Below are 25,064 nucleotides of genomic sequence, written 5' to 3'. Positions count from 1 at the left end.
CAGGCGCCCGCCGGGTCAACTTGCGGCGAGAGGTTGCGCCTGTTGGCGTCATGCGCGGGCTTGACCCGCGCATCCATCCTCTTCGCAAGAAAAAGTCGGACGAAGATGGATTGCCGGGTCAAGCCCGGCAATGACACCTTGCACTACTCATTACGATCAATTCCCCGCCGCCGTCGCCCCCCGTGTTCGCGGGTCCGGCGCGCCATGGAAGCCGTCTCCGTCGATCCAGATTGAGTTCGCCGAGGTCTGGCCGAGCGGGGTGACAATGCGGTGCTCCATCGCGCGCAGTGCATCGAGCGTCGCATCGGGGAAGCCGGCTTCGACCCGGACCTCGTCCGGCATCCACTGATGATGCAGCCGCGGCGCCGCCACGGCGTCGGCGACGTTCATCCGGTAATCGATCACATCGACGATCACCTGCAGCACCGCAGAGATGATGCGGCTGCCGCCGGGCGAACCGGTGACCAGCACCGGCTTGCCGTCCTTGAGCAGAATCGTCGGCGACATCGACGACAGCGGGCGTTTGCCGGGCGCCGGCAGATTGGCCGCGAATCCGACCAGACCATAGGCGTTCGAGGCGCCGGGCGCGGCGGTGAAATCGTCGAGCTCGTTGTTGAGCAGCACGCCGGTGCCGTCCGCCACCAGTCCGACGCCGTAGGAAAAGTTCAGCGTGTAGGTGTTGCTGACGGCGTTACCGGCGGCATCGGCGACCGAGAAGTGCGTGGTGTTCTGGCCCTCGCGGGGCTGCGGCAGCGGCTCAGCGACCGGGGTGGCCCGCTCCGGATCGACCCCGGCCCGCAGGGCAGCCGCGTAGTCTTTCGACAGCAGCTTCGCCACCGGCGCCGCGCTGAATGCCGGATCGCCGAGATAGCGGGCGCGATCCGCATAGGCGCGCTTCATCGCTTCGATTAGCAAATGCAGCGACGGCGGCGTGCCCTGCCCAAGGTCGCGCATCGCGTAGCCTTCCAGGATGTTCAGGCTTTCGATCAGCACCACGCCGCCGGACGACGGCTGCGGCATCGCCACGATATCGTAGCCGCGATAGCTGCCGCGTAGCGGCGTGCGCAGCACCGGCCGATAGCCGGCAAGGTCTTCGGGCGTGATCAGCCCGCCGGCGTCGCGCACGCCGCGCGACAGCTTCTCGGCGACCGGCCCGCGATAGAACCCGTCCGGCCCCTGTTTGGCGATCGCCTCGAGCGTTGCAGCCAGATCGGGCTGTACCAGCCTGTCACCCGACTGCAGCGGCGAACCATCGGAGCGGGCGAACACCTTGCGTGTCGACGGCCAGCGCGACAGCCAGCGGTGCCAATCCGGCAGCGTATCGGCGGTGTCGTCGGCGACCTCGATGCCGTCCCGTGCCAGCGCGATTGCCGGCGCGATCACGTCCGCCAGCTTGAACTTGCCGGAGCCGTATGTGTCCAGCGCCAGCGCCAACCCGGCCACGGTGCCGGGCACGCCGATGCCGAGCGCCGATTTGCGTGATTTGTCCGGGTCGGGTTTGCCGTCGGTCAAAAACATGTCCTGTGTGGCGGCCTGCGGCGCGGTCTCGCGGTAGTCGATCGCCACGTCCTCATTCTTTGCCGCGGAATGGATCACCATGAAGCCGCCGCCGCCGAGATTGCCGGCGCGCGGATAGGTGACCGCCATGGCGAAGCCGGTCGCCACCGCCGCATCGATCGCGTTGCCGCCGCGGGCCAGAAAGCTCGCGCCGATTTCGGCGGCCAGCCGCTCCTGCGCCACTACCATGCCGTGTTTGGCGACCACGGCTTGGGTCGGCTCGCGCGCCGTGCCGCCCCGCATGTCCTGGGCCGGCGCGGGAAGCGGACTCACCACCAGCACCAGCACCAGCACGGCCAGCGTCATCAAAATGCGATGCGGGATGCGCAGTCTGATCATCGAACGGCTCCGATTTCTGCGGCGCAGGCTGCCACGCGCCGGACGAATCCTATAGGCAATCGAAGCCGCGAGGCAAAACGCGGTCCGGCCCGCGGAAGGAACAAGATGTCGTCGTCGCTTGCGGAAGGCATCGCGCAAACTCGTGAACCGATCCGCTATCCGTCGCAGGGCGCCGTCGTCGGCTGGATCCTGTTCGACTGGGCGGCGCAGCCTTACTTCACGCTGATCACCACCTTCATTTTCGCGCCCTATTTTGCCACCTACGTGGCGCCCGATCCGGCAACCGGCCAATCGATGTGGGGCTTCGCCACCGCGGCGAGCGGATTCGTCATCGCCTTGGCGTCGCCGGTGCTGGGCGCGATTGCAGATGCCAGCGGCCGTCGCAAGCCCTGGATCGCGCTGTTCGGCGCCATGCTGGTGATCGGATCGATGCTGATGTGGTTCGGCAAACCGGGCGAACCACATACGATTCTGCCGCTGCTGATCGCCTACGCCATCGCCACCATCGGGGTCGAATTCGCCACCGTGTTCAACAACGCGATGATGCCCAATCTGGTGCCGCCGGAGAAGATCGGCCGACTGTCCGGCACCGGCTGGGCGACCGGCTATGTCGGCGGCATCCTGTCGCTCGTCCTGGTGCTCGGCTTCCTCGCCGCCAGCCCGGACACCGGCAAGACGCTGCTCGGCATCGCACCGTGGTTCGGACTCGATCCGGCGCAGCACGAAGGCGATCGGATCAGCGGCCCACTCACAGCGGTGTGGTTCGTGGTGTTCGTGCTGCCGATGTTTCTGCTGACGCCGGACTTCCCGGCCAAGCTGGCGCCGCGGGCCGCGATCCGCGAAGGATTGCGCGAGCTCCGCGAGACGCTGCGCGATCTGCCGCGTCGTCGTTCGCTGGCAATCTTCCTGCTCGCCAACATGATCTACACCGACGGGCTGGTGTCGCTGTTCGCGTTCGGCGGCATCTACGCCACCGGCACCTTCGGCTGGAGCACGATCCAGATCGGCACCTTCGGCATCATCCTGGCGATCGCAGCCACCATCGGCGCGTTCGTCGGAGGCCGCCTCGACGATGCGTTCGGTTCCAAACGGGTGATTGCCGGCTCGCTGCTCCTCCTGCTGGTCGCAATCGCCGGCATCCTGCTGATCGATCCCAGCCATGTTCTGTTGATCGAAGTGACTCCGCCGCAACCGGGAGGCGCATTGTTCGCGTCACCGGCGGAGCGCGCTTATCTGCTGCTCGGCTGCCTGATCGGCATCGCCGGCGGACCGCTGCAGGCCGCATCGCGCACGCTGCTGATCAGGATCGCCCCACGGGACCGGATCGCCCAGTATTTCGGCCTGTTCGCCCTTACCGGCAAAGTGACGTCGTTCATCGGCCCGCTGCTGATCGCGACCGTCACGGCGTTGGCCAGCAGCCAGAAGGCCGGCATGGCCGTGCTGGTGCTGTTCTTCGTCGCCGGATTGGCGCTGCTGACCCAGGTTCGGGGCTCGGCGGACTGATCGCGCCGGTGCGTGGACAAACACGCCGACCTGGTCTATATGAGCGGGCATGATCCACCTGACCGCCTCGTATTGGTACTTTTACTTTAGCAGCTCGCTGGCGGCGGGAGGATTTCGCGCGATCTGACGATTGCTGCATTAAATCCGACAAGCCGCCAGACCTGGCGGCTTTTTTGTTTCAGCCGGCAGGTCTCCTGAACAGGAGCAAACTGCCGTGTTGACCACCACAGACGACCTTCGCCTTCAGAAAATCACCGAACTGAGTACGCCTGCCGAGGTGATGGGCGAGATTCCGCGCACGCTGACCGCGACACGCACCGTTGCGGCGAGCCGCAGCGCGATTCACGCCATCCTCACGGGGGCCGACGACCGGCTCCTCGTCGTGGTCGGCCCCTGTTCAATTCACGATCCGGCCGCGGCCATGGACTATGCCAGCCGTCTGGCGGCGCTGCGCGAGACCCTGGCCGACCGGCTCGAGATCGTGATGCGGGTGTATTTCGAAAAGCCGCGCACCACGGTGGGTTGGAAGGGACTGATCAACGACCCCGATCTCGATGGCAGCTTCCGGATCGACAAGGGGCTACGGCTGGCGCGTGAAGTGCTGTCGGCCGTAAACAATCTCGGCCTGCCAGCGGCGACCGAATTCCTCGATCTGATCACGCCGCAATACATCGCGGATCTCGTCGCCTGGGGCGCGATCGGCGCGCGCACCACCGAGAGCCAGATCCACCGCGAACTCGCTTCGGGCCTGTCGTGCCCGATCGGCTTCAAGAATGGCACCGACGGCAACGTCCGGATTGCGGCGGAGGCGGTGAAATCCGCCGCGCAGCCGCATCATTTCATGGCGGTGACCAAGGGTGGGCGAAACGCCATCGCGGCGACGACCGGCAACGGCGATTGTCACGTCATCCTGCGCGGCGGCGTCACGCCGAACTACGACGCCGCAAGCGTCGAAGCCGCCGCAGCGGTGCTCGGCAAGATCGGCCTGACGCCGCGGCTGATGATCGATGCCAGCCACGCCAACAGCAGCAAGCAGCCGAACAACCAGCCGAAGGTCACGGCCGATATCGCGCGCCAGATGGCGGCGGGCGAATCCCGCATCATTGGGGTGATGATCGAGAGCAATCTGGTGGCCGGGCGGCAGGACGTCGCGCCGGGTCAGCCGCTGCGCTACGGCCAGAGCATCACCGACGGCTGTATCGACTGGACGACGACCGAAACAGTGCTGCACGAGCTGGCCGCTGCGGTCGAAAACCGGCGAGCTGCGCGGTGTAGCGCTCAGCAGGAAGGTGCTGCGGCTTGATCAGCTAAATGCGGGACAGCGACCTCGGGTCGCTGCCCCCGTTTTCGCATCTGTTGTTAGGACGCTGCAGGACTTGAGTGAAGCGATACGATCCAAGGTGCACTGAGTCCTCATCCTGAGGAGCCCGGCGAAGCCGGGCGTCTCGAAGGATGGGGCCACGCATTGCCAGCGGCGCATGGTTCGAGACGGCGCTTCGCGCCTCCTCACCATGAGGCTGTGTTTGTTGCCGACGCTTCAGAGCTCAAGCTATCAAACGCCTCAGTGCCGGAAGTGCCGGGTGCCGGTGAACACCATGGCGATGCCGGCGTCGTCTGCAGCCTTGATCACTTCGTCGTCGCGGACCGAGCCGCCGGGCTGGATCACCGCGGTGGCGCCGGCCTCGATGCAGGCCAGCATGCCGTCGGCGAACGGGAAGAACGCATCCGACGCGACGACCGAACCCTTGGTCATCGGCGCCGCGAGCTTCAGCTCAGCCGCCGCATCCTGCGCCTTGCGGGCGGCGATGCGGGCGGAGTCGACGCGGCTCATCTGACCGGCGCCGATGCCGACAGTGGCGAGGTCCTTGGCGTAGATGATGGTGTTCGACTTGACGTGCTTGCCGACGCGGAACGCGAACTTCAGGTCGCGCAGCTCGGCTTCGGTCGGCTGCCGCTTGGTGACGACCTTCAGCGCCATGTCGTCGACCACCGCATTGTCGCGGCTCTGCACCAAAAGGCCGCCGGCGACGGTCTTGTAGGTCAGGCCGTTGGCGCGCGGATCGGGCAGTGCGCCCGCCAGCAACAGCCGCAGATTCTTCTTCGCCGCGACGATCGCGATCGCTTCCTCGGTGGCGTCGGGCGCGATGATCACTTCGGTGAAGATCTCGGTGATGGCGCGCGCGGCTTCCGCATCGAGGGTGCGGTTGAGCGCCACGATGCCGCCGAACGCCGACACCGAGTCGCAGGCCAACGCCTTGCGATAGGCATCGAGCAGACTCGCGCCCTCGGCGACGCCACACGGATTGGCGTGCTTGACGATGACGCAGGCAGCGGTGCGCGCCGCGTCGAATTCCCCGACACACTCATAGGCCGCATCGGTGTCGTTGATGTTGTTGTAGGACAGCTCCTTGCCCTGCACCTGGCGTGCGGTGGCGACTCCCGGGCGCTTCTCCGGCGTGGCGTAGAACGCCGCGGTCTGGTGCGGGTTCTCGCCGTAGCGCAGGCTCTGGATCAGCCGCCCACCGATCGCGCGGAAGTCCGGCGCGTCGGTCTTGAGCTGCAGCGCGAACCAGTTGGAGATCGCCGCATCGTAGGCGGCGGTGCGCGCGTAGGCCTTGGCGGCGAGCCGCTTGCGCAAGTTCAGCGTGGTCGCGCCGTTGTTGGCTGCGAGCTCATCGAGCACCGCCTGATAGTCGTTTGCTTCGACCACCACCGCGACGTCGTCGTGGTTCTTCGCCGCGGCGCGAATCATCGCCGGGCCGCCGATGTCGATGTTCTCGATGCAGTCCTCGTAGGACGCACCTTTGTCGACGGTGGCTTCGAACGGATACAGGTTCACCACCAACAGGTCGATCTGCGGGATGCCGTGCGCCGCCATCGCCTGCTTGTGCTCGTCATTGTCGCGGATCGCCAAGAGGCCGCCATGCACCTTGGGGTGCAGGGTCTTGACCCGGCCGTCCATCATCTCGGGGAAGCCGGTCAGCTCGGAGACGTCCTTGACCGGCAGGCCGGCCGCAGCGATCGCCTTGGCGGTGCCGCCGGTCGAGACGAGCTCGACGCCGTGGCCGGCGAGCGCACGGGCGAAATCGATCAGTCCGGTCTTATCGGAGACGGACAACAGGGCACGGGTGACGCGACGGGGATTCTGGGTCATGGGGCACGATCTTCTGTTGGAAGGAAAGCTATGCCCAGGCGCGCGGCAGATACGTCCCGCGCTTCCCGATGGTGCTCCATCCTAACGTCGCCAGTCGCGCAAGGCGTCGGTTCGGTAGCAGTTTTCACCGCCCTCGACAACGGCGACCAAGGTCGCCGCAAGCTTCATATTCTAAGGAACGCGCTTCAGAGCGGCAGTTCGGGCTCGTGGCGGGCGGCGCGACGGGCGCTGGTCGCCTGCGGCGAGGCATTGGAGCGGATCAGGCTCCAGCGCAGGTTTGGCGCCTCGATCGAATTCTGGCGGATCACGATCTGGGTCGAGCGCCGCGGCCCGTCATTGCCGGCCAGGAACACGGTCTCTTCGAGATCGACCTTGTCGTCGGCCGCCTCGAAGGTCCAAACTTCGCGGTTGGGCAGCACCAGCATCACGCCGCGCGCATCGTGCAGACGACTGGCCTTGACCAGCGGGTGCAGATGGAAGCGTACGGCATAATCGGCCTGCGCGGCGCGGTGGCGACCGCCCTGCACCGGGGACAGACTGTCCTCACCGTCGACCCGGCTGCCGTCATGCTTCACCATCAGGACGCGCCGATGCAGCACGCCGAATTTGTCGCGGTAGCCGTCGTGAGACGTCGTCAGCAGCACGCCGCCGGCGACGTCTTCGCGGCGGTTTTCGACCTGGCGCGGACCGCCGACCACCGGCGCGCCGTGCAGAAAGCGCTTCATCGCCGAGCGCTCGACGAAACTGCAGGATGAGGTGTCGTGGCAGGTGACGGTGGAATGCGCCACGGTCGAACGGGCAAACCCGCGCCAGCTCTCGCGATTGGTGGTCGGCATGCCGCTGTTGATCACGATCCGGCACGGGCCCGACGACAATTCGAACGACAGGCAGCCGGCATGCGCCTCCTGGCTGACATTGGCGGGCGGCGGCGCGCCGGCATCGACGATCACCAGCGTCGTGCCGGCGTCGATCCGCTGGTAGCCGGAATGCGGCATGCTGGCGAGCGGCGTGCCCTGGCTGTCGTCATAGGCGAGCAGCGTCGCGAGCAGATCGGACGGCGTCGCGCTCATGCCGTTAAACAGCGCGAAATTGCCGTCGCCGTGGCGGAAGAACCGCAACATCGGCATCATCCGGTCGATCGCGTTCAGCAGCGCCGGCGGCGGCGCGATGTTGCGGGCCGCGAAGGTCTGGCGCAGCGGCAACAGGTCGATCAACAATTCGATCAGCGCGCCCGGATTGCGCGAGATGTGGCCGCCGTCCGGGAGGATCTGGCGCTGCAGCTCGTCCGACAGCTTCTTGGTCGCGCCGCGGATCTGACGCGCCTGATTGGCGAGGCACAGCGACGCGTAGCACAGCGCGATCAGCACCTGCAGCCGCGGCACGCCGTCCTGCACATCGAGCAGTGCGTAGCGCAGCGCGCGGATTTCGCGGGTCAGTCCGCGCAGGTAGCGCCGATAGAACTTGCCATCGGTGTCGGACAGCACCAGCGGCGCTTGCGACAGCAGCGAGATCACCCGCCGCGCCAAAACGTCCGGCCGCCGTCCGACCGGGCCGGTGCGCGACATATTGCTGAGCCAGTCGTCGACCAGCGAGCGGGCGTTGGCGCGGGTAATCGCGGTGTCGGCGGCGCGCAGATGGCGCAGCCAGCCGAAGCCGAGCAGTGCCGCTTCCCAATCGTCGGAAGGCGGTTCGAGGTCGAAGATCGAGCGGCCGTGGCAGGTGACGATCTTGCCGGCGAATACGAAGCGGCCGGCATAGATCTCGGCAGCGCGGGTCGCGTCCGCAGTGCGCAGATCGTGCGGCGCAATGATCAGCCGGTCGGTGCGGCCGGGCCACAGCCGGGTCATCGCCACCGAACCGCTGGAGGCGCGCGCCATCACGGTCCGCGCGAAGCGGCCCATGATCAGCGTCGAAATCCGTCTGCGGGGCGCGGCGGACACCTGCGCTAGAGCCCCGGATCGTTGGTACGCATCACGTTGCTGCCCCCTGCGGACGGCCGACGTCAGGTCGCGCAAGACGTCGGACAATCGTCCAGTCCGGTACAGCTTCGACTGAAACGGCTCTGCAGACATGCGCGCAGCGGAGACGAAGGAATGTTCGGAACCAAACCAACCTCAAGTTAACGAAAATTCGTTGCGAATCCTTTTAATCTGGATTTGGGCTCCACACACCCTGGCGATAGGCGAATGTGGACGGCCGCTGCCGCGCCACTTCCCGACAGCCGTCAAACTTGAGAAATTACAACGACTTCACGAGCCGTGCGGCGTAAAAGCCGTCGAGCCCTGCGAGCCGCGGATCGGCATGCGGGAGGTGGCACGGCAGGGTCCGCAGCGCGCCATCGGGGGTGACGATCTCGGAGAGTCCGGCGACTTCCGCCGGATTGATCGGCTGACGGCGCATCGATGGCTCGGCATCGAGCAGCGAGACAATCGCCTGCTCACCCTCCTCGGGCTCCAGCGAACAGGTGCAATATACTAGCGTACCGCCGGGTCGCAGCAGCGACACCGCTTTCGTCAGCAACCGGTGCTGGACCGCGGCGAGCGCGCCGATATCGCTCTCCTGCTTCAGCCAGGCGACGTCGGGATGGCGGCGGATCGTGCCGGTCGAGGCGCAGGGCGCGTCGATCAGCACCGCGTCGAACTCGGTGATCGCATCGCCTCGCCATTCGGCCGCGTCCGCGACGCCGGTTTCGGCCTCGAGCGACAGCCGCGCGAGATTTTCACGCAACCTCGCAACGCGCGCCGGCGAACGATCGATCGCACTCACCCGCGCACCTGCCGACACGAGCTGCGCAGTCTTGCCGCCCGGGGCGGCACAAAGATCGGCAACGGCTTTGCCCTCAAGATCGCCGAACAGCCGCACCGGCAATGCGGCAGCGGCATCCTGCACCCACCATTCGCCTTCGGCGAAACCCGGCAGCATCCTCACCGAGCCCTGCAGCAAGGTGCGCACGGTGCCGGTCGGCAGCACTTCGCCATGCAGTCGCGCGGCCCAATGCGCCGGGTCGGATTTGACCGTCAGGTCGAGTGACGGTTCGTGGCTGATCGCCTGCGCAATCGCGTGCGCGGTTTCAGCTCCGTAGTGCGCACTCCAGCGTGCCAGCAGCCATTGCGGCACGTCGGGCGTGCCGCCCGACAGTTCCTCGACCAGCGGCTGGCCTTCACGCGCGCAGCGCCGCAGCACAGCGTTGACGAGGCCGGCATATTTGGCTGCGCGGCGGTCGGACTGGACCAGCCGCACCGATAGGTCGACTGCGGCGTGATCCGGCACGTCCATCCAGAGAATTTGCGCGGCCCCGATCAAGAGCGCGCTCTTGGCGCGCGGCGCATCGGTCGGCACACCTCGATCGAGCAGCCTCGCCAGCAGACCTTCCAACGTGCCGAGCCGGCGCAGGATGGTCGCAACCAGCCGGCGCATCAGTGCGCGGTCGCGATCCGACAGCGCCTTCAGTCCCGGATGTGCGGACGGACCTTCGAGCTGGTCGTCGAGCATGCGGCGCTTCTGCAGCACCCCGTCCAGAATATCCGCGGCAATGCGGCGTGCAGCGAGGCCGGGCACCTCGGAAGCTTGGGCGAATCTTGGAGCAGGCATGGATTGAGGGTATCACAGCAGGAGGATAGACGCCGCGCGAGGCCGCGCGCTGGTCTGCCGTGGATGGCATTCGAATATGCCAAATATAAGAATCGCCGTCGCACCTGCCGGTGATGGTCTGCGCCCCGCGCGATGAAGAAAGGCGTCCGCCGATGAAAAATCCCGATCCGAAATCCGCCACGACGGATGTCGCCGCGCCCAACAAGGACCTCCCCGAAGCGGCCAAGCGCGCTCTCGCTGAAGCCGAAGCCCGCCGCGTCGAAGCCGCACGCCACGCCGAAGCGCGCGCCAAGGAGTTTCAGGGGCCGAAAGGCCCGGAGCCGACCCGCTACGGCGATTGGGAAGTCAAAGGCATCGCCTCGGATTTTTAGGCTATGCCGAGCGGAGAGGCGGAGCGCAACCGTTGATTGTGCCCGAGTATTGCGGCGATGGCCGACTCGGGCTACAGTAGGAATATGTCCCCATACCCGAGAACGAACCCGGTCCGGATTTCGCGACTGCCCTGGCGCAGGCGGCTGTGGCCATGGGTATTCGTGCTCGGCGTAGCGGCCGGTACCATGCTACCAGCACGGCATTGGCTGCATCTGCCCTGGATGAAGCCGTTCGAATCAGAGTCTGTCGACAATGACAGCGAGACGGTGTGGCGGCGCGCCGGCAATCCGACCACCCGGCATGCAGTCGACGTGCTGTACACGATCGACGGCGACACCTTCGATGCCATGGTGCATCTGTGGCCCGGGGCGGAGCTGCGCACGCGGGTGCGGCTGCGTGGCATCGATGCGCCGGAGCTGAAGGCGCAATGCGCCCGGGAACTACGGATGGCCGAAGCAGCTGCCGAGGCGCTGCGCCGGCTGCTCGCCGAGGGCGAGGTTGCGATCTACAACATCGGCCCCGACAAGTATCAGGGCCGCGTCGTCGCCGACGTGGCGACTCGCCGCACAGCCAATGTGTCGAGCGCGTTGCTGGACGGCGGCTACGCCCGCGCCTATGGCGGCGCTCATCGATACGGCTGGTGTGAGGTGCGTTGAGCACCGCGTCAGGCGACAGCGTCGAGCTTCGGCGCCGTCCCGCCCTCGCACAGAGCCTCGGCTTCGGCCGGCTCCGGCGCGACCGAAGGTGCGGCGATCGAAGCGGCCGGTTCAAGTTCGTCGGCAAAGCCCCTGAACGGCCCATCGCCGTCCGGGACGAGCCTGGGTTTGTCGGCCCAATGCAAGGCCGTGTAGTCAAAACCGTTGACGATGGTCGGCTTCACCACCTCGAAATAGGGCGAGATATCGAAATCGCGCGGCATGTACAGCGACGAATGCCGGATTTGGAGGATCTCGCGGCGCGCGGCTCGGCTGCCGGCTTTGGTGATCTTCGGCAGGATCGGATAGCGCACCGCCTCGAACGCCTGGGCGATCAGCGCCGAACAGATGATCTTGGTCGGATCGCCGGAGCCGAGCGCGATCATGCGGCGTCGCCAGCGCTGCGGCAAAGGAAGCGGCACCAGATAGCGCATCAGGTCGATGATGTTCTTGGTGTCGTAGCCGAAGCCGATCCGGTTGATCGCGTAGCGGCAGACCGTGTGGCGATCCTCGTAAGACAGACCGACCGGGCGACACACCCTTGTGTGATAGGCGAGATGCCGTGACAGCGGCGACGAACTGACGCCCTCGCCGATATTGGCCTCGACCAGGACGTGCGGCTCGCCATCAGGCTCCGCCACGCCGTCGATCGGCCCGACATACAGCGCCGCATGCGACCAGGTCGATTGCGTCAGATACTTGATGATGCCGGCGATCCGGCTGTTGCCCTCGACCAGAAGGACGTCGCCGGGCTGCATGATGGTGCGCAGATGATCGGGATCGCTGGGCGTGAACGGCTCGTAGCCCGGCTCTTCCTTCTGCAAGTAGCTGGCGATCAACTTGCCGATGGTCTTGAGCACCACGCCCATTGCTGCGCTCCTGCGGGGTCACTGCTGCGACATCGTCACATCGCAGTCGTCGACGATCGTCGAGCAAAGCCGTTGCAGTTTAGTTCATCTGGTTCCTCGCAAGGCTACGCATCGTTCACCACGAACGGTTGCCGGGCGGGAGCGATTCCGGCAAGTTGGCTCGGTCGACTGCGCCGTGCGGCACCATCGAAGCAGTCGGCGCACGACGCTAAACGCGACGGAGTTCAAGACATTGGTCACAGTCGCGCGTCACCTTGCCGTCGCCTCTCGGGACACCCGCCGCGCCGGCCGCTGTGGGTTGCACGAGTCGACCGTGCCAGCCGCCTTCAAGTTTTCGGAAACCATGCCATGACGATTTCGCGACGCAGCCTGCTCGAGGGGCTGCTCGGCGCCACTGCCGGCCTTGCTTTGCTGCCGACTCTGGCGGGCCGGGCGAACGCCGCTTTGCCACGCGAGGCGGAGATCGTTGTGGTCGGCGCCGGCGCCGCCGGGATCGCCGCGGCACGGCGGATCGTGGCGGCCGGCCGCAAGGTGATCGTGGTCGAGGCTGCTTCGGAGATCGGCGGCCGCTGCGTGACCGATACCACCAGCTTCGCAGCCCCGTTCGACCGCGGCGCGCGCTGGCTGCACAATCCCGACAGCAACCCGCTGGTCCGGCTGGCCCGCAGCTCCGGCTTCGCGGTGACACCGGTATCGCCGGGTCAGAAGATCCGGATCGGCCGCCGCAACGCCCGCTCACGCGAGACCGAAGATTTCCTCGCCACATTTGTCCGCGCCAGCCGCGCGATCGTGGAGGCGTCGCGCGGCAAGACCGACATCTCCTGCGCCGCAGCGCTCCCGAACGACCTCGGCGATTGGGCGGCGACCATCAATTACGTGCTCGGCCCAGCGGCAACGAGCAAGGATCTTCGCGCCTTGTCGGCGATGGACGCGGTGCGGACGCTGGACCGCACCGCGCTGATCGGCTGCCCCCAAGGCGTCGGCAGCTTGCTGACCCAACTCGCGGCTTCGCTGCCGGTCGCGCTGTCGACCCCGGTAAAACGGATCGTGTGGAGCGGTCGCGACCTCGCGGTGGAAACGGCTGCGGGCCGGATCGCTGCGCGCGCGATCATCGTCACCGCTTCGACCAGCGTGCTGACCTCGGGCAATCTGGCGTTCTCCCCCGACTTGCCGAAGCGGCAGCTCGACGCCGCCGCGCGGCTGAGCCTCGGCAGCGCCGACCGCATCGCGCTGCAGTTCAAGGGCAACCCGCTCGGGCTGTCGCGCGACGAGACCATCATCGAACGCGCCGACGACATCCGCACCGCGACGCTGGTGGGCAATGTCGGCGGCACCTCGCTGTGTACCGTCGACGTCGCCGGCTCGTTCGGACGCCAGCTCGCCGCACAGGGCGAAGCGGCGATGCAGGATTTCGCCGTCGAGTGGCTCGGCAAGCTGTTCGGCAGCGACATCGCCAATGCGGTCGAGCGCAAGGCGGCGACGCGCTGGAACGAGATGCCTTACGTGCTCGGCGCAATGTCGGCGGCGGAGCCCGGCGGCCAGCCCTCGCGCAAGGTCCTCGGCGAGCCGCTCGGCAATCTGTTCTTTGCCGGTGAAGCGACGCACGAAACGCTGTTCGGCACGGTGCAAGGCGCCTGGGAGTCCGGTGAACAGGCTGCCGAAGCCGCGCTGAAGAAGATCGGCCCTGTCAAAGCGCCGGCGCCAGAGAAGCCGGTGCGAAAGCAGAAGCCGCGGCGCCAGCCGCAGCGACCGCGCGAACAGCGCCCGCCGGCACCGGCGAGCGGCACTCCGTCGTGGTGGCGCTGAACCGGCTCAGCCGCGCAAGCTGCCGCCGGTCTTCTTGGTGACTTCCGCCACGACCTTGGCGGCGACCGCGTCGATCTCCTGATCCGTCATGGTCTTGTCGCGCGGCTGCAGCGTCACGGCGATCGCCACCGACTTCTTGTCGGGATCGATGCCCTTGCCTTCATAGACGTCGAACACGCCCACCGAGGTGATCAGCTTCTTGTCGACGCCCTGCGCGGCACGGACGATATCGGCGACCGCGACCTTGCGCTCGACGATGAAGGCGAAGTCGCGCGACACCGGATGGAACGCGGACAATTCCAGCGCCGGCTTGGCGCGGGTCGGGCGCTGTTTCGGATCGGGGATCTTCTCCAGGATCACTTCGAACGCCACCAGCGGACCGTCGGCACCGAGCTGTTCGAGCACCCGCGGATGTAATTCGCCGAACCAGCCGAGCACGTTCTGCGGCCCGATCTGGATCGCGCCGGATCGCCCCGGATGCAGCCAGGCCGGCAGCTTGTTGGTGGCGATCTGCAGCCCCGCCATCGGCGCGCCGGCCGCGGCCAGCACCGCGAACGCGTCGGCCTTGGCGTCGAGCGCGGTCGCCTGCGCCGAGCCCGACCAATGACGTCCGAGGCCGGCCGAAGATGCGACGCCGCGGCGGACACCGCTGGCGGCCATGAACTGGTCCTGCGGCTGGTCGCCCTTGAACACCTGCCCGACCTCGAACAGCGCCAGATCCGGCGAGCCACGATCGGCGTTGGCCTGCGCGGCAGCGATCAGGCCGGGCAACAGGCTCGGCCGCATGTCGGACAGATCCGATGCGATCGGATTGGCGAGCGCCAGCTCCGGCTGACCACCACCGAACGCTTCGGCGAACGGCTTGGAAATGAACGACCAGGTCACCGCCTCGGTCAGGCCGCGCGCCGCCAGCGCGCGCTTGGCGCGGCGGGTGCGGTTCTGGATCTGGGTGAGCACCGGCTTGCGCGGGTCATCGCCACGCTCGAACGGCGTCAGCGGCACCTTGTCGACGCCGACGATCCGGACGACTTCCTCGACGATATCGGCCTTGCCGTGAACGTCGCTGCGCCACGACGGCACCGCGACCTTCACCACCGGCCCCTGGCCGGCGACGACGAAACCGAGGCGGGTCAGGATGCGACGAATCTCGACCAGCGGCACTTCGATGCCGGCGAGGCGCTTCACCTCGGCGAGCGGGAAGTCGATGATCTTGTCTTCACCGAAGGCGCTGCCGACCACGACCACGTCCGACGGCGTTCCGCCGCAGAACTCCATCACCAGCTTGGTGGCCAGTTCGAGCCCCGGCAGCATGAAGGCCGGATCGACGCCGCGCTCGAAGCGATAACGCGCATCGGTGTTGATGCCGAGCTTGCGGCCGGACTGGGCGATATTGATTTCGTTCCACAGCGCCGATTCGATCAGCACGTCGGTGGTCTCGGACGAGCAGCCGGACAACTCGCCGCCCATGATGCCGGCGAGCGATTCGACACCGTGATCGTCCGCGATCACGCAGACCGACGAATCCAGCGTGTAGGTGCGGCCGTCGAGCGCCAGCAGCGTCTCGCCATCGTGAGCGCGGCGCACCACCAGATTGCCCTTCACCTTGGCGGCGTCGAACACATGGAGCGGTCGCGAACGATCGAACGTCAGGTAGTTGGTGATGTCGACCAGCGCGTTGATCGGGCGCAGGCCGATCGCGGTCAGACGCTTCTGCAGCCATTCCGGCGACGGGCCGTTCTTGACGCCCTTCACCAGCCGCAGCGCGAAGCCGGGGCACAGCTTGCTGTCTTCGACGGTGACGCTGACCGGGCACGGGAATTCGCCCTTGACCGGCTTGATGGCGGGATCCTTGAACTTGCCCATGTCGGCGGCGGCGAGATCGCGCGCGATGCCGTGCACGCCGGCGCAGTCCTGCCGGTTCGGCGTCAGGTTGATGTCCAGCACCGGATCGCCGAGCCCGGCCCAGGCCGCATAGGCGGCGCCGACCGGCGCATCGGCCGGCAACTCGATGATGCCGTCGTGGTCGTCGGAGATCTGCAATTCGGCGGCCGAGCACAACATGCCGCGGCTCTCGACGCCGCGAATAGTGCCGATACCGAGCGTGAAATCCTTCGCCGGGATGTAGGTGCCCGGCGCCGCGAACACGGTGACGAGACCGGCGCGCGCGTTCGGCGCACCGCACACCACCTGCACCGGCGCGCCGCCGTCACCGGTGTCGACGGTGCAGACCTGCAGCTTGTCGGCGTTGGGATGCTTCTCCGCAGTCAGCACCTTGGCGATGGTGAACGGCGCCAGAGCCTTGGCCTTGTCCTCGATGCCCTCGACCTCGAGCCCGATCATGGTGAGCTTGTCGGCGAGCACATCGAGCGGCTCGTCGGTGTCGAGATGATCCTTCAGCCAGGAGAGGGTGAGCTTCATCGGTTGTTACTTCCGTCTTGCAGCGCGGAAAGATGCGCCGTGCTGAATAGTCGAAACGGTGCCCGCGGCGCCCTCACCCCAGCCCTCTCCCGCAAGCGGGAGAGGGAGCGCGCTGCGCTGGGTGGAGGGGCTGCGGGCCATGTCGTTAGTCCGCATCGTCCGTTGCCGAGCGCTGCGTTGTATCGTTCGGTGCAGGCCGCTGCTTATCCCCGCGATCGGCGAGCCCCCTCTCCCGCTTGCGGGAGAGGGTTGGGGTGGGGGCCCTTGCCGCAAGCACATCTGCAATGCTCTGCAGCACCCCGGCCCGATTGCTCATCACCTCGGCATTGTTGAAGCGGATCACCCGAAACCCGCGGGCCTCGATCGCCGCCGTGCGGGCCGCATCGGCGCGTTCACCGTCATCCGAAAAATGCTGACCACCATCGAGCTCGACGACGAGCTTCACCGAGTGGCAGGCGAAGTCCGCGATATACGGCCCGATCGGCACCTGCCGCTTGAACGAGAAGCCATTGAGCTGCTTGTCGCGCAGCGCCGCCCACATCAGTCGTTCGACGTCGGTCGACTTCTTTCGCAGCTCGCGCGCATGGCGGTGCTGGCTCGGGGAGGCGTTCCAGCTCGGTTTCGGAGTCGGCTGCTTCGGATCGTCCATCGCAAGCTCCGTGCCCGTGTCGCCCTCACCCCAACCCTCTCCCGCAAGCGGGAGAGGGAGTTCGCCGTGCGGCGTTGCGAGGTCGTCAATCATCTCAAAAACTTATCATCTCAATTACTGACGCCCGCGTTCAGGCAATGAGCTTCCGTAAGCCGCAGCCTGCCCCCTCTCCCGCTTGCGGGAGAGGGCTGGGGTGAGGGCACTTGCTCAAAGCACGGCGCGCAACATTCACGAGCTCAATCCGCCCGCCAGCGTCGGGATGTCGAGCGGCTTGAAGCCGTAGTGATTGAGCCAGCGCACGTCGGCTTCGAACAACTGCCGCAGATCGCTCATGCCGTATTTCAGCATCGCGATGCGGTCGATGCCCATGCCCCAGGCGAAGCCCTGATACTCGTTGGGATCGAGACCGCAGGCGGTGAGCACGTTGGGGTGCACCATGCCGCAGCCGAGAATCTCCAGCCAGTCCTCGCCTTCGCCGAACCGGATCTCGTCCTTGCCGCGGCGGCACTGGATATCGACTTCCAGTGACGGCTCGGTGAACGGGAAGAACGACGGACGGAACCGCATGTTGACGTTGTCGACCTCGAAGAACGCCTTGCAGAACTCGTGCAGGATCCACTTCAGGTGGCCGAGATGGCTGCCCTTGTCGATCACCAGCCCTTCGACCTGATGAAACATCGGCGTGTGGGTCTGGTCCGAGTCGCTGCGATAGGTGCGCCCCGGACAGATCACCCGGATCGGCGGCCGCTTACTGAGCATCGTCCGCACCTGCACCGGCGAGGTGTGAGTGCGGAGCAGAAGGCGCGAGCCGTCTTCCTTCGGGTTGAAATAGAAGGTGTCGTGCATCTCCCGGGCCGGGTGGCCTTCGGGGAAGTTCAGTTTAGTGAAGTTGTAGTCGTCGGTCTCGATGTCCGGACCTTCGGCGATCGAGAAGCCCATGTCGGCGAAGATCGCGGTAAGCTCGTCCCACACCTGGCTGAGCGGATGCAGCCGGCCCTGCTCGGCGAGCGGCTCGCGCATCGGCAAGGTGACGTCGATGGTTTCGGCGGCCAGCTTGGCGTCGAGCGCCGCCGCCTTCAGCACGTCGCGGCGGGCGGCCAGTGCCTCGGTCACCGCCTCTTTGGCGCGATTGATCGCGGCGCCTTCGGTCTTGCGCCGCTCCGGGTCCATCTTGCCGAGGGTGGCGAGCAGTGCCGAGATCGAGCCCTTCTTGCCGAGCGCCCCGACACGGACCGCTTCCAGCGCGGCTTCATCAACCGCCGCGGCGATGTCGGCGAGGATCTGGGATTGGAGGTCTTGAAGGTTCGACATGGCGAAGCCACTCCCCAATGTAGTCATGCCCGGGCGTGACCCGGGCATCCATCGCGCTTGAAAGATGGATCGCCGGATCAAGTCCGGCGATGACGATCAACCCGGTGGCGGGCCTTTAGGCTGCGAGCGCAGCCTTGGCCTTCTCGGCGATCGCCTGAAACGCCGCCGGTTCGTTGATCGCGAGGTCGGACAGCACCTTGCGGTCGACGACGATGCCGGACTTGGCGAGGCCGTTGATGAACACGCTGTAGGTCATGCCGAGCGGGCGCACCGCGGCATTGAGGCGCTGGATCCACAGCGCGCGGAACGTCCGCTTCTTGCGCTTGCGATCCCGGAACGCGTACTGGCCGGCCTTGTCGACCGCAGCCTTGGCGGTGCGGATCGTATTCTTGCGACGACCGCGATAGCCCTTGGCGAGCTTGTAGACCTTCTTATGCTTGGCGTGAGCCGTCACACCGCGTTTGACGCGAGCCATGACTGATCTCCTTCATCTGAATTTGGTTTGGACGGCCGCGATGCGGCCCGATGAGGCTGCCGCGCAAATGCGCAGCGTGAACGGTCAGGCGTTCGGCAAGAAGTACTTCTTGATGTTGTCGCCATCGGTCTTGAAGATCACGCGGGTGCCGCGAAGCTGACGGATCTGCTTCTTGGTGCGCTTGATCATGCCGTGGCGCTTGCCGCGCTGGGCGGACACCACCTTGCCGGTGGCGGTGACTTTGAAGCGCTTTTTGGCGCCCGATTTGGTCTTCAACTTGGGCATTTGGCTCTCCTTTGCCACGCGCGAAAAGCGCCCCGGGGGCGCTCTGCGGCGGCGGACATGCTCGTTAGAGCGTTGAAATTGCACGACCATTCTCAAAATCGAGGCAAGTCGGCAGGGCCATCGCCACGGCAGCCCTTGATCAGCCGGGCGATGAAGGCTGCGCTTATGGCAGAGCGGAGGCCGGTTGGCAATGTGTAAGGCGCAGCGCTGTCCGGTGACGCCACGCGCCGGCCAAAGAAGCCGGTCAAAGAAAAAGGCCCGTCAGATCGGCTGGCGGGCCTTGTTCGTTCTGAAATCGAAACTCGACCCGCGTCAGCGCGGTGCCAGCACCATCACGACCTGCCGGCCTTCGAAGCGGGCGTCCTGCTCGACCTTGGCGATTTCGGCGACGTCGTTCTTCACCTTTTCGAGCAGCTTTGTGCCGATCTCCTGGTGAGCCATTTCGCGTCCCCGATAGCGCAAGGTAATCTTGACCTTGTCGCCTTCTTCGAAGAAGCGCTGCATCGCCTTCATCTTTACGTTGTAATCGTGGTCGTCGATCATCGGGCGGAGCTTGATCTCCTTGATCTCGACGATCTTCTGCTTTTTGCGCGCCTCGGCGGCCTTCTTCTGCGCCGAATACTTGTACTTGCCGTAGTCCATGATCTTACAGACCGGCGGCGACGAGGTCGGCGAAATCTCGACGAGGTCCATGCCTGCATCCATCGCCATTTTGATCGCGACGATGGTCTCGACCTTGCCCTGGTTCACACCGGTCTGGTCAATCAGTTGGATCTCGAAATTGCGGATTTCATCGTTGGTGCGCGGCCCGTCCTTGGCTACGGGGGGCGGCGCTCTGTTGGGACGGCGAATGGGTGCTTCTCCACACTTGTGAACGTTGACGGCGAACAATGGGATCGAGGCAGAACGGCTGCTGGTCGGATCTCATGCTTCATATAGGTCGAAGCGCGACCGGACGCAAAACCATCCTGCGCGTCGACACCGGGCCAATGCCCCTCTGATCCGCACGCAGTGTGGCGGAAGAACCGCCGGCCGGCAAGCCGACTTCGGCATAACCGAAATCGGACACTTCGCCGCGCGCCCCTTCTTACCACGCTACGTTACGAGAGGCGCCCGGCATTGACGGCACCTCGACGCGTACTGCAAACCAACCCGGCAGCGAGGTTGTTGATCCATGACAAATTCATCCGACACAGCGCCCGACTTCATCACCGTCGGCGAGGGCCCCACGGCGCGGCGGATCGCGGTCCGGCCACGGCCGGGCGCCTCCCCCGGCCTGTTCTGGCTCGGCGGCTTCAATTCGGACATGACCGGCACCAAGGCGACCGCGCTCGACCAATGGGCCGAGGCCCGCGGGCGAGCCTGCGTCCGGTTCGATTATTCCGGCCATGGCGAATCCTCCGGCAGCTTCGCCGAGGGCACGATCGGCCGCTGGCTGGAAGAGAGCCTGGCGGTGTTCGACGCGCTCTGCCGCGGTCCGCAGATCGTGGTCGGGTCGTCGATGGGCGGCTGGATGGCGCTGCTGCTGGCGCGCGCGCTGCGCCGCCGCGGCGGCGAGTCGGCCGCCAGCCTGGCCGGCCTGGTGCTGATCGCGCCTGCGCCGGATTTTACCGAAGCGCTGATGTGGAAGGGATTTTCACCGGAGATCCGCGCCGAGATCGAGACCAAGGGCGTCTGGTACCGCCCGTCGGAGTACGGCGAGCCATACCCGATCACCAAGGCGCTGATCGACGACGGCCGCAATCACCTGGTGCTCGGCGGCATGACCGAGGTCGGCTGCCCGGTGCGCATCCTGCAGGGCAGACAGGATGAAGACGTGCCATGGCGTCACGCCTTCGCGTTGGCCGAGCGGTTGCCGACCGAGGACGTGGTCCTGACCATGATCCAGGACGGCGACCACCGCCTCAGCCGCCCGCAGGACATCGCCCGGATGCTGGCGGCGGTCGAGGAGTTGGGCTGACGAGGGCGATGCGTTTGAAGTCCGTCCACCAATTCTTCTTACCGTCATCGCCCGCAAATGCGGGCGATGACGGTATTCCAGTGCGATTCAGGGACGTTAACACCCTGGACACTGGATCCCTCGCCTTCGCGAGGGATGACGATTGATTGGGGGTAGCGCCCTACTCAGCAGCCACGCCGCCCCACTCCGCCCGCACGCCCTGATGTGGCTCGCCGGCAAGATGCGACGCCTTCAGGGCCGCGAAGCGTTCCGGCGGCAGCAGCTGTGCCAGCGCCCAGGCCGCAGCGCCGCGGATCGTGGCACTTGGATCGGCGAGCAGCCGCTCGGCCTCCACGGCCAGTTCGACGTCACCCGAATTACCGATCGCGATCAGCACGTTGCGGATGAAGCGATCACGGCCGACGCGCTTCACCGGCGACTTGGTGAACAGCGCACGGAACGACGGATCGTCGAGCCGGACCAGTTCGCCGAGTTCCGGCGCCCGCAGCCCCTGCCGGGCGGCGAGCTTTGCCTCGCGCCCCGCCTGGGCGAACTTGTTCCATGGACAGGCGGCGAGGCAATCGTCGCAGCCATAGATCCGGTTGCCGAGACGCGGCCGGAACTCATGCGGAATCGCGCCCTTATGCTCGATCGTCAGATACGAAATGCAGCGCCGGGCATCGAGCTGGTACGGCGCCGGAAACGCGGCTGTCGGGCAGGCGTCGAGGCAGGCGCGGCACGAGCCGCAGTGATCGCGCTCGGACGCGTCGCGCGGCAGATCGAGCGTGGTGAACACCGCGCCCAGAAACATCCAGGAGCCGCGGCTGGTCGACACCAGATTGGTGTGCCGGCCCTGCCAGCCGAGCCCAGCAGCCTGTGCCAGCGGCTTCTCCATCACCGCCGCGGTGTCGATGAACACCTTCACGTCGCCGCCGGCCGTGGCGACCAGCCAGCGGCCGAACAGCTTCAGCCTGGCCTTGATGACGTCGTGATAGTCGTCGCCCTGCGCATACACCGAGATTGCACCACGATCCTTTCGCGCCAGAACGGTGCGGGGATCGACGTCCGGGCCGTAATTGAAGCCGAGCAGGATGACGCTTCGAACCTCACTCCACATCACCCGCGGATCGGAGCGACGCTCGGGACGATCGGCGAGCCAGGCCATGTCGCCGTGGTAGCCGGCGTCGAGAAAGGCGCGCAGCCGGGCCGGCGCTTCCGGGATGGAATCGGGGGCGCAGATCCCGAACGCATCGAACCCGAGCGCGCGTGCCTGGTCGGCCAACTGCGCCTTCAAGGCCTCGCCATCGCCCCGCGGTGCGGGCTGCCCCGCGGCGGCGCTCAGAAATCCAGATCCACGTAGGTGCGGGACGCCGGCACGCCAGCCAGCCATTCGCTCAGCAGCGGCCGGAACGACGGCCGCGACTTGATTCGCGCGTACCAGGCTTTTGCCGCCTCGTCCTCGATCCATGGCACGTCGCCCAGATAATCGATCGCCGACAGATGCGCCGCGGCGGCGAGATCCGCATAGGTCATGCGATCGCCGGCGAGAAAGTTCCGGGTTCGCGCCAGCCAGCCGATGTAGGCGAGATGATAGCGTACATTGGCGTTGGCGGCGCGGATCACGTCCATCGCAGGCGGGCCGCCACCGTCCTCCTCGCTCATGAAGCGCTTGTAGATGCGCTCGGTCATCAGCGGGCCGGAAGCTTCTTCGAAGAATTTGTCGTTGAACCACGACAGCAGCCGCCGCACCTCGATCCGCTCGGCGGTGGATTGCGGCAACAGCCGGCGGTCGCCGAGTTCGGCACCGTGCACTTCATCCAGGAATTCGGCGATCACCCCCACGCCCGGAATCGCCGGGCGCCCCTCGGCGACCAGCACCGGCGTGGTTCCGGCGGGGTTCAGCGCCAGGAACGCGGTTCGCCGCTCCCAGGACCGCTCCTCCACCAACCGCAGATCGAGGCCGTGTTCTCCGAGCGCAAGGCGAACGAACCGCGACTGCGGACAGAACGGGTGGTGGAACAGGGTGTACATGATGTCCTAGATAGTTTCGAAGAGCTTAACAAACCGTGGCGGATCGCGTCGAACACGCTCTTCGGGAGGCCGCCAAACTAGTCTCCTGAGGCTCCGAGGCAAGGCATCGAAAGACGGATTTTTGCCGTTGCGGCCCCGTGGGGAATAGGCGACAAGGTCCCGCCTCGCGGACGACCGATCCCTTTCAGCGGACGATTCCATGCTCACCGATATCATCAGGGCCGTCATTCTCGGCATCGTCGAGGGTGTGACCGAATTTCTGCCGGTGTCTTCAACCGGCCATCTGTTGCTGGCGGAGCGGTTCTTCAATCTCGGCGAGGGCAATTTCTGGAAGAGCTTCGCGGTGCTGATCCAGCTCGGCGCCATCCTGGCGATCCTGGCGCTGTATTTCGTCAAATTGTGGCGGATTGCGCTCGGAATGTTCTCCGATCCCGCCGCGCGCCGCTTCGTCATCGGCGTGCTGCTGGCGTTCCTGCCGGCGGCGCTGATCGGCGCGGCGTTCGGCGGCTATATCAAGCACTACCTGTTCAATCCGTGGGTGGTGTGTTTTTCGCTGATCGTCGGCGGCGCGATCCTGCTGTGGGTCGATCAGCTCGACCTGACGCCGCGCTACCACGACGCCACCGCGTTTCCGCTCCTGACCTACTTCTACATCGGCTGCGCGCAGTGCACCGCGATGATCCCCGGCGTGTCGCGCTCCGGCGCCAGCATCGTGGCCGCCATGCTGCTCGGCACCGACAAGCGGTCGGCGGCCGAATTCTCGTTCTTCCTGGCGATTCCGACGATGCTGGGCGCGTTCGTGTACGATCTGTACAAGAACCGCGCCGACATGACCGCCGACAATCTCACCATCGTGGCGATCGGTTTCGTGGTATCGTTCATCACCGCGATCATCGTGGTGAAGACCTTCCTCACCTACGTCACCCGCCACGGCTTCGAACTGTTCGCATGGTGGCGCGTGATCGTCGGCACGCTCGGCCTGATCGCGCTGGCTCTCGGAATGTGAATCGCGGCAGCCGCCGTATTCGATCGACCCGACTTTGATCGACGTGACGTAGCTAAGCGGTCTTGCGCGCGAACTGCCCGGTCTTGCGGAATCGCCACAGATAGGACGGCGCGATCGCCTGCAACGAATCCGGCTGGATGCCGAGCCCCTGCAGCGTCAGCCCGGCCGATTTGGCGGCCTCCGACACCACATTGTCGACCTGCAGCATCCGGACCTGATCGGGCGTCAGCTTGAACGCGCCCGGGGCGAATTGCAGCAGCATCGCCTGCAGGCCGGCGAGGCCGAACGGCAGCGGCAGCAGCAGGCGCTTACGATCGGTGATCTGCAGGATGATCTGGAGGATCTCGCGCATCGTCAGCAGTTCCGGGCCGCCGAGTTCGTAGGTCACGCCCGGCTGCGCCTGGCCGTCGACCGCTTCCGCAATCGCGGCCGCGACGTCGCCGACATAGACCGGCTGCAACCTGGTGTCGGCCCCCACCAGCGGCAGCACCGGCGACATCCGCGCCAGCGACGCGAACCGATTGGTGAACTGGTCTTCCGGACCGAACACCACCGAGGGCCGGAAGATCGTGGCCTGCGGGACCGCCTCATGCACCGCGCGCTCGCCGGCGGCCTTGCTGCGGGCGTAGCGGGCCGGCGAATCCGGATCGGCGCCGATCGCCGAGACATGCACCATCCGCGCACCCACCGCGGCGGCGGCCTGCGCCACCGCTCCGGCGCCGCTGCCCTGCACCGAATCGAATTTCTGCGCGCCGCCCTCGGCCAGGATGCCGACCAGATTGATCGCCACATGCGCGCCGCGCATCGCCGCCGCGACCGATTCGGGATAGCGCAGATTCGCCTGCACGGCGTGGATCTGGCCGACCCGGCCGAGCGGCTGCAGATGTCCGGCAAGCTCCGGCCGACGCACCGCCACCCGAATCCGATAGTCGCGCCGCGCCAATGCGCTGACGACATGCCGGCCGAGGAAGCCGGAGCCACCGAAAACCGTGACGAGCGTGTCGATGTTCGAAGTCATGCGGGCTGATCCTGCTGGCAGGGAGCGTCTTTCGACGTCCGGGAAT

The 25,064-nt window shown here is 66.3% G+C and carries 21 protein-coding genes and 1 riboswitch; of the genes, 7 read left to right on the top strand and 14 right to left on the bottom strand.

Features of this window, described 5'->3' with window-relative positions:
- Positions 1–156: 156 nt before the first annotated feature.
- Positions 157–1,896, bottom strand: a complete 1,740-nt coding sequence (gene ggt, locus DWA33_RS03255) for a gamma-glutamyltransferase (RefSeq protein WP_114356662.1) — start codon at positions 1,894–1,896, stop codon at positions 157–159.
- 105 nt (positions 1,897–2,001) lie between these two features.
- Between ggt and DWA33_RS03250 the strand changes: the two genes are divergently transcribed.
- A complete protein-coding gene (locus tag DWA33_RS03250; RefSeq protein ID WP_114356661.1) occupies positions 2,002–3,399 on the top strand; it encodes an MFS transporter in 1,398 nt (465 codons plus the stop codon).
- Between the two features lie 214 nt (positions 3,400–3,613).
- A complete protein-coding gene (locus DWA33_RS03245; protein ID WP_114356660.1) occupies positions 3,614–4,702 on the top strand; it encodes a 3-deoxy-7-phosphoheptulonate synthase in 1,089 nt (362 codons plus the stop codon).
- A 258-nt stretch (positions 4,703–4,960) separates the two neighbouring features.
- On the opposite strand, the gene purH is transcribed toward DWA33_RS03245, so the two are convergent.
- The 3 genes from purH to DWA33_RS03230 all read right to left on the bottom strand — a co-directional run bounded on the left by purH (position 4,961) and on the right by DWA33_RS03230 (position 10,144).
- Positions 4,961–6,553 carry a bifunctional phosphoribosylaminoimidazolecarboxamide formyltransferase/IMP cyclohydrolase gene (gene purH, locus DWA33_RS03240; protein ID WP_114356659.1) on the bottom strand — a complete coding sequence of 531 codons (1,593 nt, stop codon included), beginning with the start codon at positions 6,551–6,553 and terminating at the stop codon, positions 4,961–4,963.
- A gap of 25 nt (positions 6,554–6,578) precedes the next feature.
- Positions 6,579–6,661: riboswitch (ZMP/ZTP riboswitch) on the bottom strand.
- Positions 6,662–6,738: 77 nt separating this feature from the next.
- A complete protein-coding gene (locus DWA33_RS03235) occupies positions 6,739–8,454 on the bottom strand; it encodes a heparinase II/III family protein (protein ID WP_167443114.1) in 1,716 nt (571 codons plus the stop codon).
- Positions 8,455–8,791: 337 nt separating this feature from the next.
- On the bottom strand, positions 8,792–10,144 hold the full coding sequence (locus tag DWA33_RS03230) for an RsmB/NOP family class I SAM-dependent RNA methyltransferase (protein ID WP_114356657.1): 1,353 nt from the start codon (positions 10,142–10,144) through the stop codon (positions 8,792–8,794).
- A gap of 152 nt (positions 10,145–10,296) precedes the next feature.
- Between DWA33_RS03230 and DWA33_RS03225 the strand changes: the two genes are divergently transcribed.
- Entirely contained in the window at positions 10,297–10,515 is a 219-nt protein-coding gene (locus DWA33_RS03225) for a DUF1674 domain-containing protein (protein WP_114356828.1), read from the top strand.
- Between the two features lie 84 nt (positions 10,516–10,599).
- Positions 10,600–11,172, top strand: a complete 573-nt coding sequence (locus DWA33_RS03220) for a thermonuclease family protein (RefSeq protein ID WP_114356656.1) — start codon at positions 10,600–10,602, stop codon at positions 11,170–11,172.
- Positions 11,173–11,180: 8 nt separating this feature from the next.
- On the opposite strand, the gene DWA33_RS03215 is transcribed toward DWA33_RS03220, so the two are convergent.
- Positions 11,181–12,080 carry a YiiX/YebB-like N1pC/P60 family cysteine hydrolase gene (locus DWA33_RS03215; RefSeq protein ID WP_114356655.1) on the bottom strand — a complete coding sequence of 300 codons (900 nt, stop codon included), beginning with the start codon at positions 12,078–12,080 and terminating at the stop codon, positions 11,181–11,183.
- Between the two features lie 348 nt (positions 12,081–12,428).
- Between DWA33_RS03215 and DWA33_RS03210 the strand changes: the two genes are divergently transcribed.
- Positions 12,429–13,886: a flavin monoamine oxidase family protein gene (locus DWA33_RS03210; RefSeq protein ID WP_114356654.1), complete on the top strand. Its 1,458-nt coding sequence runs from the start codon at positions 12,429–12,431 to the stop codon at positions 13,884–13,886.
- 6 nt (positions 13,887–13,892) lie between these two features.
- On the opposite strand, the gene pheT is transcribed toward DWA33_RS03210, so the two are convergent.
- From pheT to infC, 6 genes are all read right to left on the bottom strand, one after another.
- Positions 13,893–16,304 carry a phenylalanine--tRNA ligase subunit beta gene (pheT, locus tag DWA33_RS03205; protein WP_114356653.1) on the bottom strand — a complete coding sequence of 804 codons (2,412 nt, stop codon included), beginning with the start codon at positions 16,302–16,304 and terminating at the stop codon, positions 13,893–13,895.
- Between the two features lie 145 nt (positions 16,305–16,449).
- A complete protein-coding gene (locus DWA33_RS03200) occupies positions 16,450–16,953 on the bottom strand; it encodes an endonuclease domain-containing protein (protein WP_114356827.1) in 504 nt (167 codons plus the stop codon).
- Between the two features lie 228 nt (positions 16,954–17,181).
- Complete coding sequence (gene pheS / locus DWA33_RS03195; RefSeq protein WP_114356652.1) at positions 17,182–18,264, bottom strand: phenylalanine--tRNA ligase subunit alpha; 1,083 nt, start codon at positions 18,262–18,264, stop codon at positions 17,182–17,184.
- 115 nt (positions 18,265–18,379) lie between these two features.
- Entirely contained in the window at positions 18,380–18,739 is a 360-nt protein-coding gene (rplT, locus tag DWA33_RS03190) for a 50S ribosomal protein L20 (RefSeq protein ID WP_114356651.1), read from the bottom strand.
- 84 nt (positions 18,740–18,823) lie between these two features.
- Positions 18,824–19,024 carry a 50S ribosomal protein L35 gene (rpmI, locus tag DWA33_RS03185; RefSeq protein ID WP_013499886.1) on the bottom strand — a complete coding sequence of 67 codons (201 nt, stop codon included), beginning with the start codon at positions 19,022–19,024 and terminating at the stop codon, positions 18,824–18,826.
- A 312-nt stretch (positions 19,025–19,336) separates the two neighbouring features.
- On the bottom strand, positions 19,337–19,876 hold the full coding sequence (infC, locus tag DWA33_RS03180; protein WP_114356826.1) for a translation initiation factor IF-3: 540 nt from the start codon (positions 19,874–19,876) through the stop codon (positions 19,337–19,339).
- Positions 19,877–20,198: 322 nt separating this feature from the next.
- Between infC and DWA33_RS03175 the strand changes: the two genes are divergently transcribed.
- Positions 20,199–20,984: an alpha/beta hydrolase gene (locus tag DWA33_RS03175; RefSeq protein WP_114356650.1), complete on the top strand. Its 786-nt coding sequence runs from the start codon at positions 20,199–20,201 to the stop codon at positions 20,982–20,984.
- A gap of 160 nt (positions 20,985–21,144) precedes the next feature.
- On the opposite strand, the gene queG is transcribed toward DWA33_RS03175, so the two are convergent.
- Positions 21,145–22,353: a tRNA epoxyqueuosine(34) reductase QueG gene (gene queG, locus DWA33_RS03170; protein ID WP_114356649.1), complete on the bottom strand. Its 1,209-nt coding sequence runs from the start codon at positions 22,351–22,353 to the stop codon at positions 21,145–21,147.
- Positions 22,302–22,994, bottom strand: coding sequence for a glutathione S-transferase family protein (locus DWA33_RS03165; protein ID WP_114356648.1), 693 nt, complete (start codon positions 22,992–22,994; stop codon positions 22,302–22,304). The genes queG and DWA33_RS03165 overlap by 52 nt, the downstream gene beginning before the upstream one ends.
- Before the next feature lie 199 nt (positions 22,995–23,193).
- On the opposite strand from DWA33_RS03165, the gene DWA33_RS03160 reads away from it, so the two are divergent.
- The gene (locus DWA33_RS03160) at positions 23,194–24,000 is read left to right on the top strand and encodes an undecaprenyl-diphosphate phosphatase (RefSeq protein WP_114356647.1); all 807 of its coding nucleotides are present in this window, start codon (positions 23,194–23,196) and stop codon (positions 23,998–24,000) included.
- 52 nt (positions 24,001–24,052) lie between these two features.
- On the opposite strand, the gene DWA33_RS03155 is transcribed toward DWA33_RS03160, so the two are convergent.
- Positions 24,053–25,018 (bottom strand): complex I NDUFA9 subunit family protein, encoded by a 966-nt coding sequence (locus tag DWA33_RS03155; protein WP_114356646.1) that lies wholly within the window; start codon positions 25,016–25,018, stop codon positions 24,053–24,055.
- Positions 25,019–25,064 lie beyond the last annotated feature (46 nt).

Origin of the sequence: Rhodopseudomonas pentothenatexigens (assembly GCF_900218015.1) — a bacterium.
GTDB lineage: Bacteria > Pseudomonadota > Alphaproteobacteria > Rhizobiales > Xanthobacteraceae > Rhodopseudomonas > Rhodopseudomonas pentothenatexigens.
Note: the sequence above shows the minus strand (reverse complement) of the source record. Positions and strands in the feature narration are given on the sequence as shown.

Bases quoted from the DNA above. Each gene is read 5' to 3' on its own strand.
- ggt (WP_114356662.1), bottom strand. From the start codon at position 1,896: ATGATCAGACTGCGCATCCCGCATCGCATTTTGATGACGCTGGCCGTG.
- DWA33_RS03250 (WP_114356661.1), top strand. From the start codon at position 2,002: ATGTCGTCGTCGCTTGCGGAAGGCATCGCGCAAACTCGTGAACCGATC.
- purH (WP_114356659.1), bottom strand. From the start codon at position 6,553: ATGACCCAGAATCCCCGTCGCGTCACCCGTGCCCTGTTGTCCGTCTCC.
- DWA33_RS03235 (WP_167443114.1), bottom strand. From the start codon at position 8,454: ATGGGCCGCTTCGCGCGGACCGTGATGGCGCGCGCCTCCAGCGGTTCG.
- DWA33_RS03230 (WP_114356657.1), bottom strand. From the start codon at position 10,144: ATGCCTGCTCCAAGATTCGCCCAAGCTTCCGAGGTGCCCGGCCTCGCT.
- DWA33_RS03225 (WP_114356828.1), top strand. From the start codon at position 10,297: ATGAAAAATCCCGATCCGAAATCCGCCACGACGGATGTCGCCGCGCCC.
- DWA33_RS03220 (WP_114356656.1), top strand. From the start codon at position 10,600: ATGTCCCCATACCCGAGAACGAACCCGGTCCGGATTTCGCGACTGCCC.
- DWA33_RS03215 (WP_114356655.1), bottom strand. From the start codon at position 12,080: ATGGGCGTGGTGCTCAAGACCATCGGCAAGTTGATCGCCAGCTACTTG.
- DWA33_RS03210 (WP_114356654.1), top strand. From the start codon at position 12,429: ATGACGATTTCGCGACGCAGCCTGCTCGAGGGGCTGCTCGGCGCCACT.
- pheT (WP_114356653.1), bottom strand. From the start codon at position 16,304: ATGAAGCTCACCCTCTCCTGGCTGAAGGATCATCTCGACACCGACGAG.
- DWA33_RS03200 (WP_114356827.1), bottom strand. From the start codon at position 16,953: ATGGACGATCCGAAGCAGCCGACTCCGAAACCGAGCTGGAACGCCTCC.
- pheS (WP_114356652.1), bottom strand. From the start codon at position 18,264: ATGTCGAACCTTCAAGACCTCCAATCCCAGATCCTCGCCGACATCGCC.
- rplT (WP_114356651.1), bottom strand. From the start codon at position 18,739: ATGGCTCGCGTCAAACGCGGTGTGACGGCTCACGCCAAGCATAAGAAG.
- rpmI (WP_013499886.1), bottom strand. From the start codon at position 19,024: ATGCCCAAGTTGAAGACCAAATCGGGCGCCAAAAAGCGCTTCAAAGTC.
- DWA33_RS03175 (WP_114356650.1), top strand. From the start codon at position 20,199: ATGACAAATTCATCCGACACAGCGCCCGACTTCATCACCGTCGGCGAG.
- queG (WP_114356649.1), bottom strand. From the start codon at position 22,353: ATGGCTGGCTGGCGTGCCGGCGTCCCGCACCTACGTGGATCTGGATTT.
- DWA33_RS03165 (WP_114356648.1), bottom strand. From the start codon at position 22,994: ATGTACACCCTGTTCCACCACCCGTTCTGTCCGCAGTCGCGGTTCGTT.
- DWA33_RS03160 (WP_114356647.1), top strand. From the start codon at position 23,194: ATGCTCACCGATATCATCAGGGCCGTCATTCTCGGCATCGTCGAGGGT.
- DWA33_RS03155 (WP_114356646.1), bottom strand. From the start codon at position 25,018: ATGACTTCGAACATCGACACGCTCGTCACGGTTTTCGGTGGCTCCGGC.